This is a genomic window from Algoriphagus chordae (genome assembly GCF_003254055.1).
GTDB lineage: Bacteria > Bacteroidota > Bacteroidia > Cytophagales > Cyclobacteriaceae > Algoriphagus > Algoriphagus chordae.
Window position 1 is genome coordinate 89,185 of record NZ_QKZT01000007.1, and the last position, 19,958, is coordinate 109,142.

Consider the following 19,958-nt stretch of genomic DNA (forward strand, 5'->3'; position numbering starts at 1 on the left):
GTTGCCCGATGCCAGATGTTATGTCACATATGAAAGAGGCTAGAGTAGAAAAATAGAGGTTTGAGGTACAAAGGATCTCGTAAATCGTAATTCAAAAAATCGTAAATCCAAAATGCAGTTAAATTTTAAAAAACTAGGCGCTGGAAAGCCATTAATCATACTTCACGGACTTTTTGGTTCGGCGGATAATTGGTTCAGTATTTCCAAAGAACTCAAGGATAACTTCACCCTTTACCTTATCGACCAGCGAAATCACGGAGATTCTCCTCAGTCTGATGAGTGGAATTACGAGGTGATGGTAGAAGATCTGAAAGAACTAATGGATAGTGAAGGCTTGAAAAAAGCATTCTTGATGGGACATTCTATGGGTGGAAAAACGGTGATGAATTTCGCTTTGAAATACCCTGAGAAAGTAGAAAAATTGATTGTTGCAGATATTGCACCGCGTTATTACGCAGTTCACCACCAGAGTATTTTGGAAGGATTGAATGCCTTAGATCTTTCCGAAATTCAATCCAGAAAAGAGGCCGATGACGAATTGGCTAAGTACATTCCAGAGATCGGAGTGCGCCAGTTTCTGCTAAAAAGTCTGGGTAGAGATTCGGATGGTTTTATGTGGAAAATCAATCTTCCAGTCATCACTGAGAAAATCAATGAGGTAGGGACAGCGCTTCCAGAAGGAAATAAATTCACTGGCCCTACGCTATTCATGGCAGGATCTAATTCTAGCTATATTCAACAATCTGATTTGGATGATATTGATGCATTTTTCCCAAACAATGAGGTGGAATTCATTGCGGATGCTGGACACTGGCTTCATGCTGAGCAGCCAGATGCCGTGGTAGAGGAAATCAGGAAATTTCTTGATTAGGCTTACAGCCAAATTCTTCGTATTAATTGAGAAATTCCAACTTGGAAAAGTCTCATTTCAACTAAATTCTCGTTCCTTTTTAAACAACCAACCTCTAAAATGCCTAAAGGAAAACTCTTCCTCATACCGAATGTACTAGCGGACAACACGCAAGATGCTGTCATTACCCCACAGGTAAAAGAAGTCATCGCAAACACCAAAGTCTATTTGGTGGAAAATATGCGTACCGCTCGTCGCTATATTTCTAGCTTGAAGCTTGGTGTAAACCTGGAGCAGGTTCACATGGAGATCCTTGACAAAGGCACCTCTCCAGAATTCATCAATCGCCTGATGCAGCCTTTGATGAATGGTGCTGACATCGGCGTTATCTCCGAGGCAGGATGTCCAGGTATCGCTGATCCTGGGGCTTTGGCTGTCGAGCATGCACACAAAAAAGGAATTCAAGTTATACCACTTTCGGGGCCTAGTTCCATGTTTTTGGCGCTCATGGGATCTGGTTTTTCCGGTCAGTCATTCGCTTTTCATGGCTATTTGCCCATTGACAAAAAAGATAAAGCTACCGCAATCAAGAAGCTGGAAGCAGAATCTCTACGCGAAAGAAGGGCGCAAATCTTTATGGAAACCCCTTTCCGAAACAATCAATTACTAGCAGATTTACTGCGAGTCCTCTCGCCTCAGACCAAACTTTGTATTGCCAAAAACATCACTGGTTCGGATGAAATGATTCTGACTAAAACAGTTCAAGAATGGAAACAACTTCCACTTGATCTACATAAAATTCCAACCGTTTTCGTACTTCAAAGCTTTTAGACCATGTTTACAATCGACGCCCACCTTGACCTAAGTATGAATGCGCTGGAATGGAATCGTGATCTCACGGTGCCTGTCTCAGAAATAAATGCGAGAGAAAAAGGACTTTCCGATAAGCCCGATCGCGGGAATGCGGTAGTTTCTCTACCGGCACTTCGAAAAGGTAATATAGGTCTTGTCGTCGCTACGCAAATCGCTCGTTATGTAGCCCCAGACAACTCACTTCCAGGATGGCATTCTCCAGAGCAGGCTTGGGCACAGACCCAAGGTCAGCTGGCTTGGTATCAGGCGATGGTGGACAAAGGCGAAATGTCTCAAATCAGAAATCTTGCAGAACTGGATGCTCATCTGGCACTTTGGGAAAATGGAGAAGACAATTCCATCAAACCCCTGGGCTTCATACTTTCTCTCGAAGGGGCTGATTCCATAGTCACTGTAGACTATTTGGAAAAAGCCTATGAGAATGGGCTCCGTGCGCTTGGGCCAGCACATTATGGCCCAGGACGATACGCTCATGGAACAGATGCCTCGGCACCTTTGAATGAAGATGGAAAAGCCCTAATCCGAAAAATGGATGAATTGGGGATTATCCTTGATGCCACCCACTTATGTGATTTGGCTTTCTGGGATGCTTTGGAGATTTACAATGGCTCGGTCTGGGCAAGTCATAATAACTGTCGAGCCTTGGTGGATCACAACCGCCAGTTTTCTGATGAGATGATCAAAGCACTGATCGATCGAGGAGCTGTAATCGGTGGAGCGATGGATGCCTGGATGCTTAGTCCGGGTTGGGAAAGAGGAAAATCTACTCCCCAAGAAAGAAATGTGACCTTGAATACTGTTTTAGATCACATGGAGCATATTTGCCAACTAGCTGGAAATGCCGATCACGTAGGAATCGGGTCAGATTTGGATGGTGCCTTTGGTAGCGAGCAGTCCCCGCATGATTTAAGGACAATTGCAGATTTGGAAACTATTCCTGACTTGCTTCGCAAAAGAGGATTCTCGGAGGAAGATATTATCAAAGTAATGTCTGGAAACTGGTTAAGGTTTTTGAGAAAAGCTTGGGCTTAATTATTGTTCTCGCATACAAGAACTCAAGGCTAGCATGTTTTTATAAAAATCGTGAAAGTAGGCGTTTAGCTTCAGGACAAATTGTAATGATTTAGTTTATCCTTATTCTAAAAATGGCTGCGGGGTCCTTCCTGATAATCTAGTCCTAGCCTTATAAAAATCAGTATTTTAAGCTATTTTTACTCTTAACAATCCTCTAGTTAAAAGAAACAAATACCTAAAATCGAGTATCAACAATTAAAATGACCCTATTTAACTTATGAAAAAATTCAATTTATTTTTAGCTATCCTGCTCTCTTTTGCCACCGTATCTTTTGCGCAGGACACTCTTTCTTTTGCGCAAGCACCCATTAAAATCGCCTGCGTAGGCAACAGCATCACGCAGGGCCCAGGCAGAGACAATCCTGACAGCTGGCCGCTACAGATGCAGGCCATACTCGGTGATGCTTATGAAGTCGGCAATTTTGGAGTATCCGGCAGAACGCTTCTGAGAAAAGGTGATTATCCGTATTGGAATGAACCACAGTTTCAGCAGGTGAAGGACTTCGGTGCAGACATTCTGGTGATCATGCTGGGTACGAATGACTCAAAGCCGCAGAATTGGAAGTATGCTTCTGAATTCAGACAGGATTATTTGGATATGATCGCAGAGTTTAAGGAAACCATGCCGGCAGATGGCAAAGTGTATGTGGTCATGCCCGTACCTGTAACCCGCGAAAATTTCGGAATTACGCCAGTGGTGATGAACAATGAGCAGCGCATGATGATCATGGACATTGCTTTAGATTCAGGCTCCGAGCTGATCGATCTTTACACGCCATTTATGGGTCATGAAGACTTGCTACCTGATGGCGTACATCCAAATACTGAAGGATTGGGCATTATGGCGAAGGTGGTCGCAAGGGCGATACGCTTGTAGGATGCTAGGTGTCGGATGTCCGATGCCCGGTGTCACAAACCCTCCAAGTTTTTAGATATTTGGAGGGTTTTGTTTTTATTAATCCAATAAGAAGGTCTTGAAAAACAATTTATCTTCATCCTCAAAATCAGAATAAAAAATATTTAATCCTCGTTCGTTCACAAAACATCGATCTAAAAAAACACCTGCATCACTTTGTCTTAATTTCATCTCTGCCTTCTTATCAAATGAAACCGCATCAAAAGCCATCACTATCATATTTCTAGGCTTGAACAAAGGATCTTTAATAAACTCCATCCCATAATCTGGATTTGGCTCTAAGGCAATTCGGTAAATTAATTTTCTGTAAGAATCGTAGAGTACTGAACCAAATCGAAACTGCTCGTTATAATGTGCCAAATAAGCCGCTTCATTATTAATAGCAGAAGCAGAAATTGGCAGAATGTCGTTGTAATTATTTGGTGTAGCTTCGAAATTTTGGATAACCTTAAATTCTTTATCCACCAAATATAAATTATCATCCGCTTCATAGCTGATAATGAAATTATTTCCTTCTGTATTGTAATCCGCATATGCATTTGCGTGAAGAGGTCCCCAAGCATTATTTTTTAATTTTTCAGAAAATCCAAGCATTTTGCTGATTGAATCCTCTGCCAAATCATAAGAAACCAGAACGGTTCCTAGGTCAAAGTATTCTGATTGTCTTGCGTTTTTATCAGAAGAAGCAGTTAGATATGCCACTCCATCTACTAGTGTAAATATCCTATTATGAGAAAATACAGGCAGAAACGTATCCCCACTAACAGGGATTCTGGTTTTAGCATCAACTTCAATATCATCTTTTAAAAAATTCAATTCTGAAGTCACTTCATATTGACTATTGACCAAATAAGTCGTATAGAGATATCTTTTATTTAGAAAAATACTGTCTTCATTAATGATATGAAAATCATATATCCCTTGAAATGGAGTAGGACCTTTGGAGTTGTATGAGAATGTATCGAACAATTCACCGCTTGCTAGGTCATAAATTTTTATTTCATCCTTTCCGCGAATATGGAAGGCAAAAACCTCCTTTCCTTTCCAGTTCTTAACGTACTGAACATAGTCTTCAACTGGTGATGTAAATTGATCCAGATTTATCTCGTAGAATGACACCTCTTCAAAAGTCCTTTCTACATGAGAATCTTCTTTATTCTGACAGGATGAAACAGAAAAAAATAGTAAAAAATAGAAGAGTAGCTGTAGCTTTTTGAACATTTTAACAGACCTAGAATTTACATTTAATTAAAATGAGGAATTTCACCCCCCTAAAGTTAGTTTGAAAGTACATTTTTTTGTTTTTTTTCAGCTACTTCTGATTCTACAAATTGAAGAGTTCAACCCCTTTGGAGTTATCATATCATATTCTTTAATTCCCACGGGTTTCACCCGCGGTTATTGAAAGTTGGACCACTTCGTAGTCGTGAATATGAATCCAAATGTAAAAGCAAGACCCCGAACGGGGTCAAACCATTACTAGCCATGGGTGCAACCCATGGTTTACAAAAATGACGAAAGAAACCACGACCCCGAAGGCGGTCGAACTCATTCCTGAATTTCTTAAATACTCTTTGTAATTTCCTGATAAAAGTGAAGCAACAACTTTATTGTAAATCCTAATTAGGCTACCACTACTCCACAAAGCCAATCTGCTTCCATTCTCCATCGATATGATCATTGGATTGTGGAGCGCCAGGGGTGCTTCTGCCCTCTTTGATATACTTGATCAAGAGTGCTTTTAGCGAAACAACTTTCTCCTCATTGTCAGCATAGACATTATTGGTCTCACCTGGATCAGAAGCTAAATTGTACAACTGTACATCTGGAAGACCTTCTTCTGCTGGAGTATTAGGCTTAGGAATACTCCATCCTCCTGAACCTTTGGCCATAATCAATTTCCAGTCGCCTTGACGGATCGCAAAAGAACCATTGATGGAATGTGAAACAGTGGCTTCACGGAACTGCTCCACTTTGTTATTTGCATCAAAAAGCGATACCAAACTGTAGCTATCTTCACCTTCATTGTCTTTAAGCGTATAGCCAGAAAGCTCCGCTCCTGTTGCCATCAAATCAGTCAAACAGATCGTTTCACTCCTTGAAGTCCCTTTCTGAATCTTAGCTGGCCACTTGGCAATAAAAGGAACTCGATGTCCTCCTTCGAAAATATCTGCTTTATGCCCACGGTAGATATAGCTGGAAAAATGCCCAGCTGCCTGCATTACATCCAGACCTGCTGCTGGCGAACCTCCATTGTCACTCGTGAATACAACAAGTGTGTTTTCCTCAATTCCGGCCTTTTTCAAAGCTTTATTGACCTGACCTATATAATCATCGATCATCATCATAAAGTCGCCATAGGGAGCCAAACCGCTTTTACCTTGCCATTCTGCTGGAGGTAAGATCGGCGTATGCGGTGATGGTAGTGCTAGATACAGGAAAAACGGCTTATCCTCCTTGGATTTTTCAGTGATGTACTGGATCGATCTTTCGAAGAAATTAGGAGTTACTTTCTCATGATCAAAATCCGGGGACGTTGGCCCTTCTCGCCACCAGGAATATTTGCCTTTATTTACAGTTACTGTATCTGGAATCGCAGTTATTTGCCCATTTTCCACATAGACATAAGGAGCCATATCCAAAGACCCATTATGACCATAAGCGTAGTCAAAACCCAAGTCATTTGGGGTATGCGTCACCGGTTTGGTGAAATCTATCTTATCGAAATCATGTGGCCCCCAGCCTTCAGCCGTAAGCGGATCTCCGTCCAGAGTAGCCCAGTCCCAACCTAAATGCCATTTACCTATAAATGCGGTATTATATCCTTGGCCTTTGAGCACAGAAGCCATGGTGCTTCTATCATCAGGTATCAAGGCTTTGGAATTCCCTGTCAATACGCCAGACTTGAGCGTACTCCTCCAATTATATCTGCCTGTCATAAAGCCGTAGCGGGTAGGCGTACACACTGCTGAAGGCGTATGTGCATCAGTGAAAATCATTCCTTCTGAGGCCAATTGATCTAGGTGCGGTGTTGGTATTTTGCTATCAGGGTTAAAAGCTTTCACATCTCCATAGCCCAAATCATCCGCTAGAATGACGATAATGTTTGGTTGTTTTTCTTGTTCAGGTTCTTGGGGAGTACAGGAGAAAATCTGGATGATACAGACTAGAGCAAATAACTGGAGTAGATGTTTCATAGGAGGAATATAATTAATTAGCAATTTAGGGCAAAAGAACCAATTTTGGGAATAAAAAGGTTATTGGTTGATTTGAACAATTTCGAGAAGTACGATAAAAATCCCCCTACCCCCTTTAAAGAATTTTAATTTCCAAAAGAACTCATGAAATCAAGGGGGAGTTGATTGTGCTAGCATTTAATCTTAGTCCTTAAAACTAAATAGATTGGCTATCCTATTGCCGCGCTAAGTAGAACAAAATTTAGGACAAAATCAGAAAAAGATGTCCAGTTTCTGGAGAAGCAGGATTACTCCAAACTCTGCTCTCTACGAAACCACTGCGGCCAATGTGGTTATAAACAGTTCATAAAAAAACCACAACCCTTGCGAGCTGTGGTTTTGGAAAATAGGTCTATCGTATTTTAACTATCCTCAAGTGCATTTGCACCGGAGACAATTTCAAGTATTTCATTGGTAATTGCTGCCTGACGTGTTCTGTTGTACATCAATCTAAGCTCTTTCAACAATTCACCGGCATTGTCTGTTGCCTTGTCCATCGCTGTCATTCTAGCGCCATGCTCACCGGCATTGCTTTCTAGAACAGCCTTGTAAAACTGGATCTTCAAAGAAGTTGGCACCAACTCTTCGATAATGTATTTTCTAGATGGCTCGAGGATGTAATCTGTGTCAGGCGTTTTCTCATCATCAGAATCATCATTTGCCATAGGCAAAAACTGCTCAACCTTAACCACCTGAGTCGCTACGTTTTGGAATTCATTGAAAACCAACACTACCTGATCATATTCACCAGCAATAAATGCGTTCATAGCATATTCAGCTGCGTTGCGAGCATTTCCAAAGGTAAGGTCATGGAATAGCTGAGAATAATCAGCCACCATATTGAATCCACGCTTTTTGAAAGATTCAAAAGCCTTTTTACCAATAGGAAGTATAGTGATATCCTTTCCAGCAAATTGTCCTGCGATAGCAAGATTCACTCCTTTGATAACATTTGAATTGAAAGCACCACAAAGTCCTTTGTCTGAAGTCACTGGAATGATCAATACATTTCTCACTTCACGCTTTTCAGCAAATACAATATCTGCGGCTCCATCAGAAGCAGCGGATACGTTGTTCAGGATTTGGGTCAACTTCTGAGAGTAAGGACGCATCTGTACGATTTTATCCTGCGCTCTTCTAAGTTTGGCGGCGGAAACCATTTTCATGGCCTTAGTAATCTGCTGAGTAGAGACTACTGAGGTTATCCGTTCCTTTACTTCCTTAAGGTTAGCCATCTTGCTTGCTTTGTGCTTGGGTATTAACTAACCGGAAGACTTTCGCCTTCCGGAATTCAAATCAATTATTTAGAGAACTTAGGAGCCAATTCTGCAGCTGCCTTAGAAAGAACTTTACCAGCTCCATCCACATCACCTTTTAGGATCAGTTGAAGCGCCTCAGGATAAGAAGTATCCAAAAGTGTATAGAATTCTTTTTCAAAAGCTCTAGCATTTTCTACAGGAACTGTGTCCATCAAGCCTTTTGTAGAGGCATAAATGATAGCTACCTGATGCGCTACTGGTACTGGTGAGTACTGCGCCTGCTTCAAGATTTCTTGGTTTCTTCTACCTCTTTCGATTGTACGCTTGGTAGTTGCATCTAGATCAGAACCAAACTTAGAGAATGCTTCCAATTCACGGAAAGCTGCCTGATCCAATTTCAGAGTACCGGCAATTTTCTTCATTGCTTTGATCTGTGCGTTACCACCTACTCTAGATACCGAGATACCTACGTTAATCGCAGGACGGATACCAGAGTTGAACAAGTTAGTCTCCAAGAAGATCTGACCATCTGTAATAGAGATTACGTTAGTCGGGATATATGCAGAAACATCACCAGCTTGAGTTTCGATAATAGGAAGTGCAGTCAAAGACCCGCCTCCTTTTACCAAATGCTTAATAGAATCTGGCAAATCGTTCATTTCACTAGCGATCTTATCAGATTTATTGATTTTGGCCGCTCTTTCAAGCAATCTTGAGTGAAGGTAGAATACATCACCTGGATATGCTTCACGTCCTGGAGGTCTTCTCAAAAGTAGAGATACCTCACGGTAAGCTACTGCTTGCTTAGAAAGATCATCATAGACAACCAATGCTGGACGACCTGTATCTCTGAAAAATTCACCGATCGAAGCACCTGTAAATGGCGCAAAGAACTGCATTGGAGCTGGCTCAGATGCTGGAGAAGCTACAACTACTGTATATGGAAGTGCACCGCCTTTTTCCAAAGCTGCTACTACACCTGCTACGGTAGATGCTTTCTGACCGATTGCAACGTAGATACAGAAAACTGGCTCACCTTTATCGTAAAATTCTTTTTGGTTCAAGATAGCATCGATAACTACCGCTGTCTTACCAGTCTGACGGTCACCAATTACTAATTCTCTTTGTCCTCTACCGATTGGAATCATCGCATCGATAGATTTGATACCTGTTTGAAGAGGCTCAGTTACTGGCTGACGATAGATTACACCTGGAGCTTTACGTTCCAATGGCATCTCGTACAACTCACCAGTGATAGGGCCTTTACCGTCAATAGGATTACCCAAGGTATCCACTACACGGCCTAGCATTCCTTCACCTACTTGAATAGAGGCAATTCTTTTTGTTCTTTTTACGGTATCTCCTTCTTTTACAGATTTGGAATCACCGAAAAGTACAGCTCCTACATTGTCTTCTTCAAGGTTCAGAACCATTGCTTTCAGACCATTGTCGAATTCGAGCAATTCACCGGACTGCGCCTTAGAAAGTCCATAGATACGAGCTACACCATCCCCCACTTGAAGGACTGTACCCACTTCTTCGAGTTCTGCTTCGGTTCTTGCACCAGAGAGTTGCTCTCTTAAAATTGCCGAAACTTCATCAGGTCTTACTTCTGCCATGATATATTAAGATTAATGCTTTTGATTAGATTTTACTTTCGTAATGATTTTGGATAAACTGAGTTTTCAACTGTCTCAGTTTGCTACTCAACGACTCGTCAAGCTGACGGTCATTTACTTTCAAAATATATCCACCTATCAAGGCTGGATCTATTTTCTCCACCAATTGTACTGATTGCTTACCGGAAATCTCCTTCACCACTTCCGCAAACTCCTTACGTAGTTTGTCACCGATAGGGAACGTAGTAGTCACTTCAGCTACCTGAATAGATTTATGTAGATTATACTGGTTTTCAAATTCCTTTGCTACATCTAGCAGAATTTCTTCTCTATTCTTACGCGAAACAATCTCGAAGAAAGTCAATGTAAGTGGATCAGCTCCTTTAGCAAAAAGCGCTTTCAGCACATTCAGTTTCTTATCAGAATTGACAATTGGATTCTTTAGAACCGCGCTCAACTCGTGATTGCTATCTGCCAAGGCAGTTAGCCTTAGAAAATCTGTGTGCACCTCCTCTAGTCTTCCTTTTTCCAAAGAAAGTTCCATGATTGACTTGGCATAGCGGGATGCTACTCTCTGGTTTGACATGGAGGAGTATTAGTTAAGCTTAAGTTCTTTGATAAATCCATCTACCAAATCCTTTTGAGACTTGTCGTCAGATAGATTTTTTCTCAATAATTTCTCTGTAACCTCTAGAGACAAAGCAGCAACTTGAGATTTCACGTCTGCCAAGGCAGCTTTTTTCTCAGTTTCAATGACTGCTTTGGCATTTTCGATCATCAAAGCACCAGCTTTTACAGCATCGTTCTTTGCATCATCGATCATTTTTACAGAAGCATCTTGTGCTTTCTTCAAAATAGTATCTCTTTCCAGTCTAGCATCAGCAAGAAGTTTCTCATTCTCAGCTTTCAAATTTGCCATTTCATTTCTAGCTGTTTCAGCTGCTTTCAATGCATTATTGATGCTGCTTTCTCTTTCCTCCAAGGCCGCTAGCATAGGCTTCCATGCAAACTTGATTAGAATGAAAAGTAGGCCTAAAAAGCCAAATAATTGCCAGAAAATAAGACCGGTACCTGGTGTGATTAAATCCATGGGGTATGTTTTATTTCAGATTGTTCAATAGAAGAAAGAAAAGGGAAAGGCCAAACGCCAATCCCTTTTCAAAGTAAATTAAGCGATCTCCGCGATGTTTAGCGCGATCAACAAACAGATAACTGCTGCGAATAGAGAAACTACCTCAATCAAGGCTGCAATAATCAACATTGCACCCTGGATTTTACCAGCAGCTTCTGGCTGACGAGCAATAGCTTCCATAGCCTGACCACCAATACGACCGATACCTAGGCCTGCGCCAATCGCAACAATACCTGCACCGATACCAGCTCCCATTAGAGCGTAACCAGCAGTCAACAAGATAATAGTTAACATAAGTTTGAATTTATAAATTGAACAAAGAAATTACTAAAATTAATGATCTGCATGAGCATGCTCAGCTACCGCAGAACCTATGTACATCGCTGAGAACAACGTAAATACATATGCCTGAATAGTGGCTACTAACAACTCAATTAGATTTATAAAGGTAACCATCAGTGTACTAGCGACACCAATAGTATACGATTCGAAGATAAAGGCCAAAGCTATAAAGCCTAGGATTACAATGTGTCCTGCTGTGATCGCTACAAAAAGACGAACCATCAAGGCGAAAGGCTTGGTAAACAAACCGATAATCTCTACAGGAACAATGATCAACAACATCAATGGCGGAACACCTGGCGTCATAAAGACGTGCTTCCAGTAATCCTTATTTCCATTCACATTGGTAATGATGAAGGTCAAGATCGCCAATACAAAAGTTACCGCAATATTTCCAGTCATGTTGGCAGCACCGGGGATAAGCCCTAGTAAATTACCAAACCATACAAAAAGGAAAAGTGTAATCAAATATGGTACAAAACGCTTGTACTGTGGACCAATAGACTCTTTTGCGATGTCATCTCTTACGAAAATAACGATCGGCTCTATGATAGCAGCAGCCCCTTTTGGAGCTACAGCACCATTTTTCTTATAGAATGAAGCAGCAGAAAGTGCCAACCAACCTACGACGATCAAGACTATAAATAGCATCACCACGTTCTTGGTAATAGAGAATTCTATAAAGCTACCTCCATCCGATCTACCTAGGTGATCGTGCTCATCGATGAAATACCCTTCATGTGCATAAGCTTCACCAAATGCATGTGTTTCGTGATTTTGGAAATCAGAAGATTTGAAAAACTCCAAACCACGATCACCAGAATATACGATCACTGGAAGTGGCAAAGTAACATGAGTATGCCCCAAAGTCACCAAATGCCACTCATGCGAATCCTTCACGTGATGCATGATGAAGCTAGTCTTGTCTTCTTCTTGCCCTGCGGCGAAAGTGGTGCTATTAAAAACAAGCAAAAATGCTGAAATTAAAAGACTTAGGGCCAGTAATTTACGCTTCATTAACTCTTTTTTTTGAGGGCTACTTTGAAATCGGGCGCAAGTTAGACAGAAAGGTGTAGATATCAAAAACTAAGTAGAACAAAAAAACCACGAAGAAATCTGCTATAAACAAAATAATATTCTCCATTCCTGGCCAAACAGCTATTCCTATAAACACTATTGTGGCTATAAATCTCAGAATCATAGCTAAAACCATGATATTGAAGAAATTTTCAGCAAATGATTTCAAGAGAAACCCATTCAATAAGCTGATCAAAAAAGACATAATTACCATGAAAAAATAAATGTTCCAGATTTTTTCGTGTACAATATCAGGCAATAAAACACAAAATAAACCGATCAACCCCGCAACTGCAGCTGAGAAAAGCAGGAATTGAAGGTGCATGTTTTTTGGCAAGCGCATAGTTTTTGACTTTTGCCTGCAAAATTAGCGCATTTTTATTAACTCACTTATTATCCTGCTTCATCGACATCCACAGCTGGTAGAAAGCCAAGATTATCGACAGAAAACAAAATACTAGTAACCATACTGGAAACTTCATGTCAGATCGCTGTTGAAGCCACCATCCAAACCATGTGCCTGCTCCTATTATCCCAAAAAGCTGGAAAGAAAGCCCAATGTATTTTACATAAACTGGGGTACTTTTTGGTTTTGTATCTTTGTGATCTTGGCTCATAATTGCTGCTGTAGAAGTCTTAATTTATTAAAAATCTTGAGGTAAATGATACTGAGTTTAAACGATACAAATAATAGACCAGTGAATTCGTTCACTAAGTAAAGCAAAAAACCTATTTTGCTACTTGAATTGGGCAAAACCACTCATGAGAATATTTTCTAGACTAGCGATAGTCATTTTACTTTTTAGCGGAGCGTGTTCTTCCGAACGCAACACCTTTACAAACAGGACATTTCATAATGTCACTGCACATTTCAATGCCTATTATCTTGCGGATGTCAAATTGCAAGAGGTAGAAACGGAAGTTTTCCAAAATTACAAAGAGGACTACACTCAGATACTTCCAGTATTTATTCCCTTCGATTCTGCGACTATCCAGGCTAATTCAGAAAAACTTCAATCTTCCCGGGAATTAGCTTCAAAAGCCATCGAATGGCATAAAATCAGTAAATGGGTTGATGACAGTTACTATATACTCGGGAAGCTCGATTATTATCAATCGCACTTTGATGATGCGCAGAACACCTTTAAATATATCAATGTAAACTCCAAAACCCCGGACCTGAGACATCAGACTTTGATCACCTTACTTCGTCTCTATGTGGATCAAGGAGAATTTGAAAACGCAAACTTCACCATTGATTATCTTTCTAAGGAAAGTAAGATATCCGAGAAGAACCGCTATGAACTCTATAGAACACTCGCTTATTACTATGAAAAAAGAGGTGATAAAAGTGGTGTAATTGGGGCTTTGGATAAGGCAATAGAATATTCTCAAAATAAGAAAGAAGAGTCTAGAATTAACTTCATTCTAGCACAGCGCTACCAGCGAGAAGGGTTCGATGCATTGGCGCACGAGTACTATGGCAAGGCCTTAGAAGGAAATCCTCCTTATGAGCGCAGCTTCTATGCGCAGCTATACGCCCAACAAGTAGCAGAACTGAATGCTTCAAAGGATCTCAAGAAAGTCCGAAAGTACTATGACGATCTATATGAAGATCCTAAAAACAAAGATTTAAAAGACGTAGTTATTTACGAAAGGGCTTTATTTGAGCAGAAGCAGGGTGATACCGAGCTCACTTTAGATCTACTACATCAGGCGGCTAAGGAACCAGGGAGCAACCCACGGGTGAAAGGCTATATTTATCAGAAACTGGCGGTAATAAATCTTGATGAATTTCACGATTATAGAGCCTCCAAGTATTACCTAGATTCCGCACTCACTTTTATCAATGAATCTGATCCAGTCGCTATCCAAATCACAAGTCAAAAAGAATCTCTTGATCAGTATGTTTTCCATTATGAGCGAATTCAAGGGAATGATAGTCTGCTCAGCTTAGCAAGCTTGACTCCCGACGAGCAAAAACTAGTCGCTGAAAATTACATCCAATCGGAAGAAGAACGACTGATAAGCGAGGCACAAGCACTTCAGCAGCCCAAAAACACCAGTATTTTTGACAATCTATTAGCATTCAGTGATAGAGGCTCGGGCTCGTCATTTTATTTTGATAATGGGGTAGCTATGCAGCAGGGAGCGATAGATTTCCGACGTACTTGGGGAAACAGACCCTTACAAGACAACTGGAGGAGAAGCGCAGTGAGCTTCCAAAGTACAGAACCTACGATCCCGGAGCCTTCAGAAAATGATTCAACGGGGACTGAAAAAGAAAGTCTTGTCTCTCAACTTCCAACCGTAGAAGATCTATTGGCAAATATCCCCAATTCTCCAGAGCAAATAGAAACCCTAAATCATGAACTAGAGGAGTCTTATTTCGAATTGGGGAAACTCCTATATTTTGATTTGAAAGAAACGGTGCAAAGCATAGATTATTTAGAAACCTTGGTTCGGGAGTATCCTAACTCCTCCAGAAAGCCTGAAGCTTACTATTTATTATACTTGGCGCAAAAAGATCTGGGAGGAAATTCACAGCAATACGTCACAGGTCTGAATCGAGAGTATCCGGACTCTCAATATACTTTTTCGGTAAATAATCCAGATGCAGCCTCTGGTAATTTGGCTTATGTAGAGTCTTCAAAAAGATACGAAATAGCCTATAATGCCTATTACGCTGGGCAATATCAAACGAGCAAAAGCATTATAAAGTCTGCCCTGGAAGAATTCCCCCTTACGCGAAATACCGAGCGCCTTTTACTCTTGGATATTATGAATACTGGCCAAACTGAGGGCCGTGTCAGGTATCGAGAACGGCTGGAAAATTATATTCAGAATACTCAAGATGAAGCTTTGGTAGAATTGGCAAGGATTATGCTAAAACCATTACTATCCGAGGCAGAGTTGGCGGAGCTTAATCCAAAAGACATTGAAGCTGCTGATTCCACCCAAGTAGAAAATAAGGAATTGGCTGAAAATGGAGGAGATGAAGACTTGTCTGAGTCACCTTACGAATACAATGAAAACAGCACCCATATCTTTGTGCTGGCAATGGAACCTGGGCAAGCAGATGCTGCAAAGAATTTATTGGCAGATTTGGAGAATTTCCATTCAAAGAATTTCCCTAAGGAAAGACTGAGAACAGGAAATATGAATAAGTGGGAGAATGCGATTTTCATCATTAGCCCTTTTTCAAATGCTGAAAAAGCGAAAGTATATTACAATGAGTTTCTAAAAGATTTCAAATCTGAAGGACTCTCTGATGAGGTAAAGTCAAACTCATTTGTGATTTCAATTGAAAACTTTCAGGTGCTGAGCAAAAGCAAAAAATTAGAAGAATTAGAAGAATACAGGACTTTCTTTAAGTCCGCTTATAAGTAAACTATGAGTAACAAAGCAAAACCCCAAACATCCACCTGGGTATCCAAAACAATCAAGTTCCTTTGGATCGCCTTTATTGCAGGATTTCTTGGTTTCATTCTGTTTGTTTGGATGGTCAGTATCAATTTCCTTGGGCTATTTGGATCTCTTCCAGATTTCAAAGCGCTAGAGAATCCCGATTCTGAGATCGCATCAGAATTATACTCGGCAGACGGAGTGCTTCTAGGACAATATTTCCGAGAAAACAGAAGTCCTGTGAAATATGAAGACCTTTCGCCCAATCTAGTTAATGCTTTGATCTCTACGGAAGATGTTCGTTTCGAAGATCACTCCGGTATAGATATGAAAGCAATGATGCGGGTTTTTGTCAAATCTATCTTACTTGGTCAAAATGCCGGTGGTGGATCTACACTAAGTCAGCAGACTGCCAAAAACCTTTTTAAGACCAGAACAGATGTCAGCGGTGGATTGCTCAGTTCAATTCCTGGGTTACGTATGCTTATTGTTAAGACCAAAGAATGGATAGTAGCTACCCAATTAGAAAAATCTTACACCAAAAATGAGATTCTAACTCTGTATCTCAATACTTCAGATTTTGGTTCCAATGCCTTTGGAATCAAAACTGCCGCTAAAACCTTTTTCAATAAGACTCCTGACAATCTAGCTATTCAGGAATCTGCAGTACTTGTGGGACTCTTCAAGGCTCCTTCCTATTACAGCCCTGTATATAATCCTGAAAATTCTCTTCGAAGAAGAAATACAGTATTAGGACAAATGAGAAATAATGATGTGCTCACTGAGGCTGAGTTTGACTCTTTAGCGAGTTTACCTATAGAATTGAACTATAGTGTAGCCAACCAGAATAAGGGCTTGGCAACTTACTTCCGAGAAATCGTAAAGGCTGATTTGGTAAAATGGACGAAAGAAAATCTCAAATCAGACGGAACTGCTTACGATCTCTATGGTGATGGATTAAAAGTCTATGCGACTATTGATAGTCGTATGCAGCGCTATGCTGAGGAAGCTGTAGCGGATCACATGAAAGGACTTCAAGCTGCTTTTTATAAAGAAATGGGCAAACGGGATCCTTGGGTGGATGGTGATAATCGTGTCATTCCAAATTTCATAGAAGATGCTGTAAAAAGAACGGAGGCCTATAGATTGCTCAAGGTTAGATACGGAAACGACACCGATTCTATCAACCTAAAGCTAAATGAGAAGAAGCAAATGAAGGTATTCTCATGGGAAAAAGGCGAAGTTGATACACTAATGAGCTCTATGGATTCCATGCGGTATTACAAAAAATTCCTTCAAACAGGCTTTATGAGTATGGATCCCCACACTGGACAAATCAAAGCATGGGTGGGTGGATTAGATCACAAATACTTCAAGTTTGACCATGTACTAAGAGGTAAGAGACAACCGGGCTCTACTTTCAAGCCTTTTGTATACGCTGCCGCGATTGAGAATGGATATAGCCCTTGCTATAGCGTAATCGATCAGCCAGTGGAAGTGTATATCCCAGATCAGCCAGCATGGAGTCCTGACAATGCAGACGGCAAGTTCACCTATGAGAAAATGACTATCAGACAGGCAATGGCTCAATCGGTCAATTCCATCACAGCCTATATGATGAAGAAATTAAGCCCTAAAATAGTGGTAGAAACTGCTCGAAGGCTAGGCATCACAAGTGATCTTCAAGAAGTACCTGCTTTGGCCCTTGGTGTAAATGATGTGTCTATTTTCGAAATGGTAGGAGCTTTTGGGACTTTCGTCAATAAAGGCGAGCATACTACTCCTTTCTACATAGACCGAATTGAGGATAAAAACGGAAATGTAATCCAGCAATTCACCGCTAAGAAAAGACCTGCGATGAGTGAAGAACATGCATATTTAATGACTTACATGTTAAGAGGAGGGTTTGAGGAAAGAGGTGGAACCAGTCAAGGTGTTAATTTTGACTTAAGAAATGGACTCGAATTAGGTGGCAAGACAGGTACTACTCAGAATGCTTCCGATGGATGGTATATGGGAATGAGTAAAGACCTAGTCAGCGGTGTTTGGGTAGGTGGAGATGACCGCGCTATTCACTTCAGAAGCTGGATAGCAGGCCAAGGCGGTAGAACTGCAAGACCGATCTGGCAGAATTATATGATAAAAGTCTATGGAGATGAAAGCCTTGGTTACACTAAGGGGCCTTTCCCTAGACCAGATCGTCCATTGAGCATAGAGATCGATTGTGATGTCTATGAAACAGAAAGTCAACGATTTGCTGATTTTGATTACGATGCTAAGAAAAATGATTTCTAGAAAAACATAAATCCTCTTTCAAAAACAGCCTTAATCCAAGGCTGTTTTTTTAATTTTAGACCATGCTCTCATCTTCATTCTTACCTACTGAACACCTTAGTCTCCCTGATCATCCAGGAGTGTATAAGTATTTCAATGAGGAAAATGAACTGATCTACGTCGGCAAAGCCAAAAGCCTCAAAAAACGAGTCAGTAGCTATTTCAATAAAAATGCAGGAGTCAATCTCAAGACTAGAAAAATGGTCAAAGAGATTCGAAGGATAGAAATAACCTTAGTAAACACCGAATTTGATGCGCTACTGCTGGAGAATAACCTGATCAAGAAATCTCATCCTAAGTATAACATCCTACTGAGGGATGATAAAACCTACCCATACCTCCTATTGACCAAGGAGAACTTCCCGAGGATATTCCCTGTCAGGAAAGTAATCCCTAAAAAAGGCACTTATTACGGGCCTTTTGCAAGTGTCAAAGCGATGAACAACGTGCTTGAATTGATACGGGAGTTGTTCACCATACGAACCTGCAAGCTGGATCTAGCGCCACATAAAATAGCGGAAGGCAAATACAAGGTATGCCTAGAATACCACATTGGTAATTGCTTAGGGCCATGTGTGGGCCTTCAAAAAGAAGAGGAATATCAACAAGATTTGGAGCAGGCAAAACATATTTTGAAAGGAAATCTAGCTGTTGCGAAGACTTATTTCAAGCAAGAAATGCAGTATCAGGCTGAGAATTTGCAATTTGAAAAGGCACAGCTGTTTAAGGAAAAACTAGAATCACTAGAAAATTACCAAGCCAAATCCCTAGTAGCAAGTCCCTCGATTAACAACCTGGATGTATGTACTATTGTCTCCGACGATAAGAGTGCCTATGTCAATTTTATGCATGTGAAAAATGGCTCCTTGACTACCTCGAAGAATGTGGAGCTCAAGAAAAAACTGGATGAATCGGACGAGCAATTGCTATTAACAGCCTTGATCCGACTGCAAGACCAGTTCCAAACCGATGCAGAAGAAGTGCTACTAAATATCGAATTGACTGAGCCAATCGAGGGATTGAATGTATTTGTGCCCAAAATTGGTGACAAGAAGAAATTGATAGAACTCTCATTAAAAAATGCTTTGTACTATAAAAAGGAAAAGGCATTACTTCTTGGACTGAATCAAGACAAGAAGGATCGTGTAATACGACAACTCCAGCAAGACCTCAGCCTACCTGAAATCCCTGATCATATTGAGTGTTTTGATAACTCAAATATCCAAGGTACCAATCCTGTGGCAAGTATGGTGTGCTTTCTAAATGGAAAACCAGCTGTTAAAGAATATCGGCATTATCACATCAAGACAGTAGTTGGCCCAGATGATTTTGCCAGCATGAAAGAGGTGGTTGGGAGGAGATATAAGCGTCTATTAGAAGAAGGCAAGCCTATGCCGAAGCTGGTTGTAATAGATGGCGGAAAAGGCCAATTATCGTCTGCTGTGGATGCCCTGAAAGAATTAGGAGTTTATGGCCAGATGCCAATTATCGGAATAGCAAAACGCTTGGAAGAAATTTATTTCCCGGGGGATTCTTACCCAATTCACATAGATAAGAAATCTGAGAGCTTAAGGCTATTGCAGCGAATTCGTGATGAGGCTCACCGCTTTGCGATTACCTTTCACAGAAATTTGCGAAGCAAAAATGCTTTTGGGACACAACTGACTGCTATACCTGGGATTGGGCAGAACACAGCGGATAAGTTATTAAGTCAGTTTAAATCCGTGAAAAAAATAAGTGAAGCAACCGAAGAGGAAATTGCGGAAGTAATTGGTGCCAGTCGAGCAAAGACTTTGATCGCATGGAAAGAAAAAAACAAAGGGGCATGAAGCCCCTTTTTA

Annotated in this window: 16 protein-coding genes; 7 read left to right on the forward strand and 9 right to left on the reverse strand. The window is 40.8% G+C overall.

What is annotated here, in order from left to right; all coding sequences use genetic code 11:
* The first annotated feature begins 112 nt into the window (after positions 1-112).
* From LV85_RS09300 to LV85_RS09315, 4 genes are all read left to right on the forward strand, one after another.
* Positions 113-871 carry an alpha/beta fold hydrolase gene (locus LV85_RS09300; protein WP_111318640.1) on the forward strand — a complete coding sequence of 253 codons (759 nt, stop codon included), beginning with the start codon at positions 113-115 and terminating at the stop codon, positions 869-871.
* Positions 872-970: 99 nt separating this feature from the next.
* Positions 971-1,681, forward strand: coding sequence for an SAM-dependent methyltransferase (locus LV85_RS09305; protein ID WP_111318642.1), 711 nt, complete (start codon positions 971-973; stop codon positions 1,679-1,681).
* Positions 1,682-1,684: 3 nt separating this feature from the next.
* Positions 1,685-2,755, forward strand: coding sequence for a dipeptidase (locus LV85_RS09310; protein ID WP_111318644.1), 1,071 nt, complete (start codon positions 1,685-1,687; stop codon positions 2,753-2,755).
* Positions 2,756-3,014: 259 nt separating this feature from the next.
* Positions 3,015-3,674: a GDSL-type esterase/lipase family protein gene (locus LV85_RS09315; protein ID WP_111318646.1), complete on the forward strand. Its 660-nt coding sequence runs from the start codon at positions 3,015-3,017 to the stop codon at positions 3,672-3,674.
* A gap of 78 nt (positions 3,675-3,752) precedes the next feature.
* Here the strand turns inward: LV85_RS09315 and LV85_RS09320 are convergent, their stop codons facing one another.
* The 9 genes from LV85_RS09320 to LV85_RS09365 form a co-directional block, all read right to left on the reverse strand.
* Positions 3,753-4,934 (reverse strand): DUF4221 family protein, encoded by a 1,182-nt coding sequence (locus tag LV85_RS09320; RefSeq protein ID WP_111318648.1) that lies wholly within the window; start codon positions 4,932-4,934, stop codon positions 3,753-3,755.
* A 413-nt stretch (positions 4,935-5,347) separates the two neighbouring features.
* Positions 5,348-6,910, reverse strand: coding sequence for a sulfatase family protein (locus tag LV85_RS09325; RefSeq protein ID WP_111318650.1), 1,563 nt, complete (start codon positions 6,908-6,910; stop codon positions 5,348-5,350).
* 401 nt (positions 6,911-7,311) lie between these two features.
* Entirely contained in the window at positions 7,312-8,184 is an 873-nt protein-coding gene (gene atpG / locus LV85_RS09330) for an ATP synthase F1 subunit gamma (RefSeq protein WP_111318653.1), read from the reverse strand.
* 65 nt (positions 8,185-8,249) lie between these two features.
* Positions 8,250-9,827: a F0F1 ATP synthase subunit alpha gene (gene atpA, locus LV85_RS09335; protein ID WP_111318655.1), complete on the reverse strand. Its 1,578-nt coding sequence runs from the start codon at positions 9,825-9,827 to the stop codon at positions 8,250-8,252.
* Between the two features lie 25 nt (positions 9,828-9,852).
* Positions 9,853-10,413 carry an ATP synthase F1 subunit delta gene (atpH, locus tag LV85_RS09340; RefSeq protein ID WP_111318657.1) on the reverse strand — a complete coding sequence of 187 codons (561 nt, stop codon included), beginning with the start codon at positions 10,411-10,413 and terminating at the stop codon, positions 9,853-9,855.
* A 9-nt stretch (positions 10,414-10,422) separates the two neighbouring features.
* A complete protein-coding gene (locus tag LV85_RS09345) occupies positions 10,423-10,917 on the reverse strand; it encodes a F0F1 ATP synthase subunit B (protein WP_111318659.1) in 495 nt (164 codons plus the stop codon).
* A 78-nt stretch (positions 10,918-10,995) separates the two neighbouring features.
* Entirely contained in the window at positions 10,996-11,253 is a 258-nt protein-coding gene (gene atpE, locus LV85_RS09350; RefSeq protein ID WP_111318661.1) for an ATP synthase F0 subunit C, read from the reverse strand.
* A gap of 39 nt (positions 11,254-11,292) precedes the next feature.
* Entirely contained in the window at positions 11,293-12,318 is a 1,026-nt protein-coding gene (gene atpB, locus LV85_RS09355; protein ID WP_111318663.1) for a F0F1 ATP synthase subunit A, read from the reverse strand.
* 446 nt (positions 12,319-12,764) lie between these two features.
* Entirely contained in the window at positions 12,765-12,995 is a 231-nt protein-coding gene (locus LV85_RS09365) for an AtpZ/AtpI family protein (RefSeq protein ID WP_111318667.1), read from the reverse strand.
* A 145-nt stretch (positions 12,996-13,140) separates the two neighbouring features.
* Here LV85_RS09365 and porW point away from each other — a divergent pair, with 145 nt between their 5' ends.
* The 3 genes from porW to uvrC all read left to right on the forward strand — a co-directional run bounded on the left by porW (position 13,141) and on the right by uvrC (position 19,946).
* Positions 13,141-15,768: a type IX secretion system periplasmic lipoprotein PorW/SprE gene (gene porW, locus LV85_RS09370; protein ID WP_111318669.1), complete on the forward strand. Its 2,628-nt coding sequence runs from the start codon at positions 13,141-13,143 to the stop codon at positions 15,766-15,768.
* A 3-nt stretch (positions 15,769-15,771) separates the two neighbouring features.
* A complete protein-coding gene (locus tag LV85_RS09375; protein WP_111318671.1) occupies positions 15,772-18,078 on the forward strand; it encodes a penicillin-binding protein 1A in 2,307 nt (768 codons plus the stop codon).
* A 62-nt stretch (positions 18,079-18,140) separates the two neighbouring features.
* Positions 18,141-19,946, forward strand: coding sequence for an excinuclease ABC subunit UvrC (gene uvrC / locus LV85_RS09380; RefSeq protein ID WP_111318673.1), 1,806 nt, complete (start codon positions 18,141-18,143; stop codon positions 19,944-19,946).
* The last annotated feature ends 12 nt before the right edge of the window (positions 19,947-19,958 follow it).

Bases quoted from the DNA above. Each gene is read 5' to 3' on its own strand.
- LV85_RS09300 (WP_111318640.1), top strand. From the start codon at position 113: ATGCAGTTAAATTTTAAAAAACTAGGCGCTGGAAAGCCATTAATCATA.
- LV85_RS09305 (WP_111318642.1), top strand. From the start codon at position 971: ATGCCTAAAGGAAAACTCTTCCTCATACCGAATGTACTAGCGGACAAC.
- LV85_RS09310 (WP_111318644.1), top strand. From the start codon at position 1,685: ATGTTTACAATCGACGCCCACCTTGACCTAAGTATGAATGCGCTGGAA.
- LV85_RS09315 (WP_111318646.1), top strand. From the start codon at position 3,015: ATGAAAAAATTCAATTTATTTTTAGCTATCCTGCTCTCTTTTGCCACC.
- LV85_RS09320 (WP_111318648.1), bottom strand. From the start codon at position 4,934: ATGTTCAAAAAGCTACAGCTACTCTTCTATTTTTTACTATTTTTTTCT.
- LV85_RS09325 (WP_111318650.1), bottom strand. From the start codon at position 6,910: ATGAAACATCTACTCCAGTTATTTGCTCTAGTCTGTATCATCCAGATT.
- atpG (WP_111318653.1), bottom strand. From the start codon at position 8,184: ATGGCTAACCTTAAGGAAGTAAAGGAACGGATAACCTCAGTAGTCTCT.
- atpA (WP_111318655.1), bottom strand. From the start codon at position 9,827: ATGGCAGAAGTAAGACCTGATGAAGTTTCGGCAATTTTAAGAGAGCAA.
- atpH (WP_111318657.1), bottom strand. From the start codon at position 10,413: ATGTCAAACCAGAGAGTAGCATCCCGCTATGCCAAGTCAATCATGGAA.
- LV85_RS09345 (WP_111318659.1), bottom strand. From the start codon at position 10,917: ATGGATTTAATCACACCAGGTACCGGTCTTATTTTCTGGCAATTATTT.
- atpE (WP_111318661.1), bottom strand. From the start codon at position 11,253: ATGTTAACTATTATCTTGTTGACTGCTGGTTACGCTCTAATGGGAGCT.
- atpB (WP_111318663.1), bottom strand. From the start codon at position 12,318: ATGAAGCGTAAATTACTGGCCCTAAGTCTTTTAATTTCAGCATTTTTG.
- LV85_RS09365 (WP_111318667.1), bottom strand. From the start codon at position 12,995: ATGAGCCAAGATCACAAAGATACAAAACCAAAAAGTACCCCAGTTTAT.
- porW (WP_111318669.1), top strand. From the start codon at position 13,141: ATGAGAATATTTTCTAGACTAGCGATAGTCATTTTACTTTTTAGCGGA.
- LV85_RS09375 (WP_111318671.1), top strand. From the start codon at position 15,772: ATGAGTAACAAAGCAAAACCCCAAACATCCACCTGGGTATCCAAAACA.
- uvrC (WP_111318673.1), top strand. From the start codon at position 18,141: ATGCTCTCATCTTCATTCTTACCTACTGAACACCTTAGTCTCCCTGAT.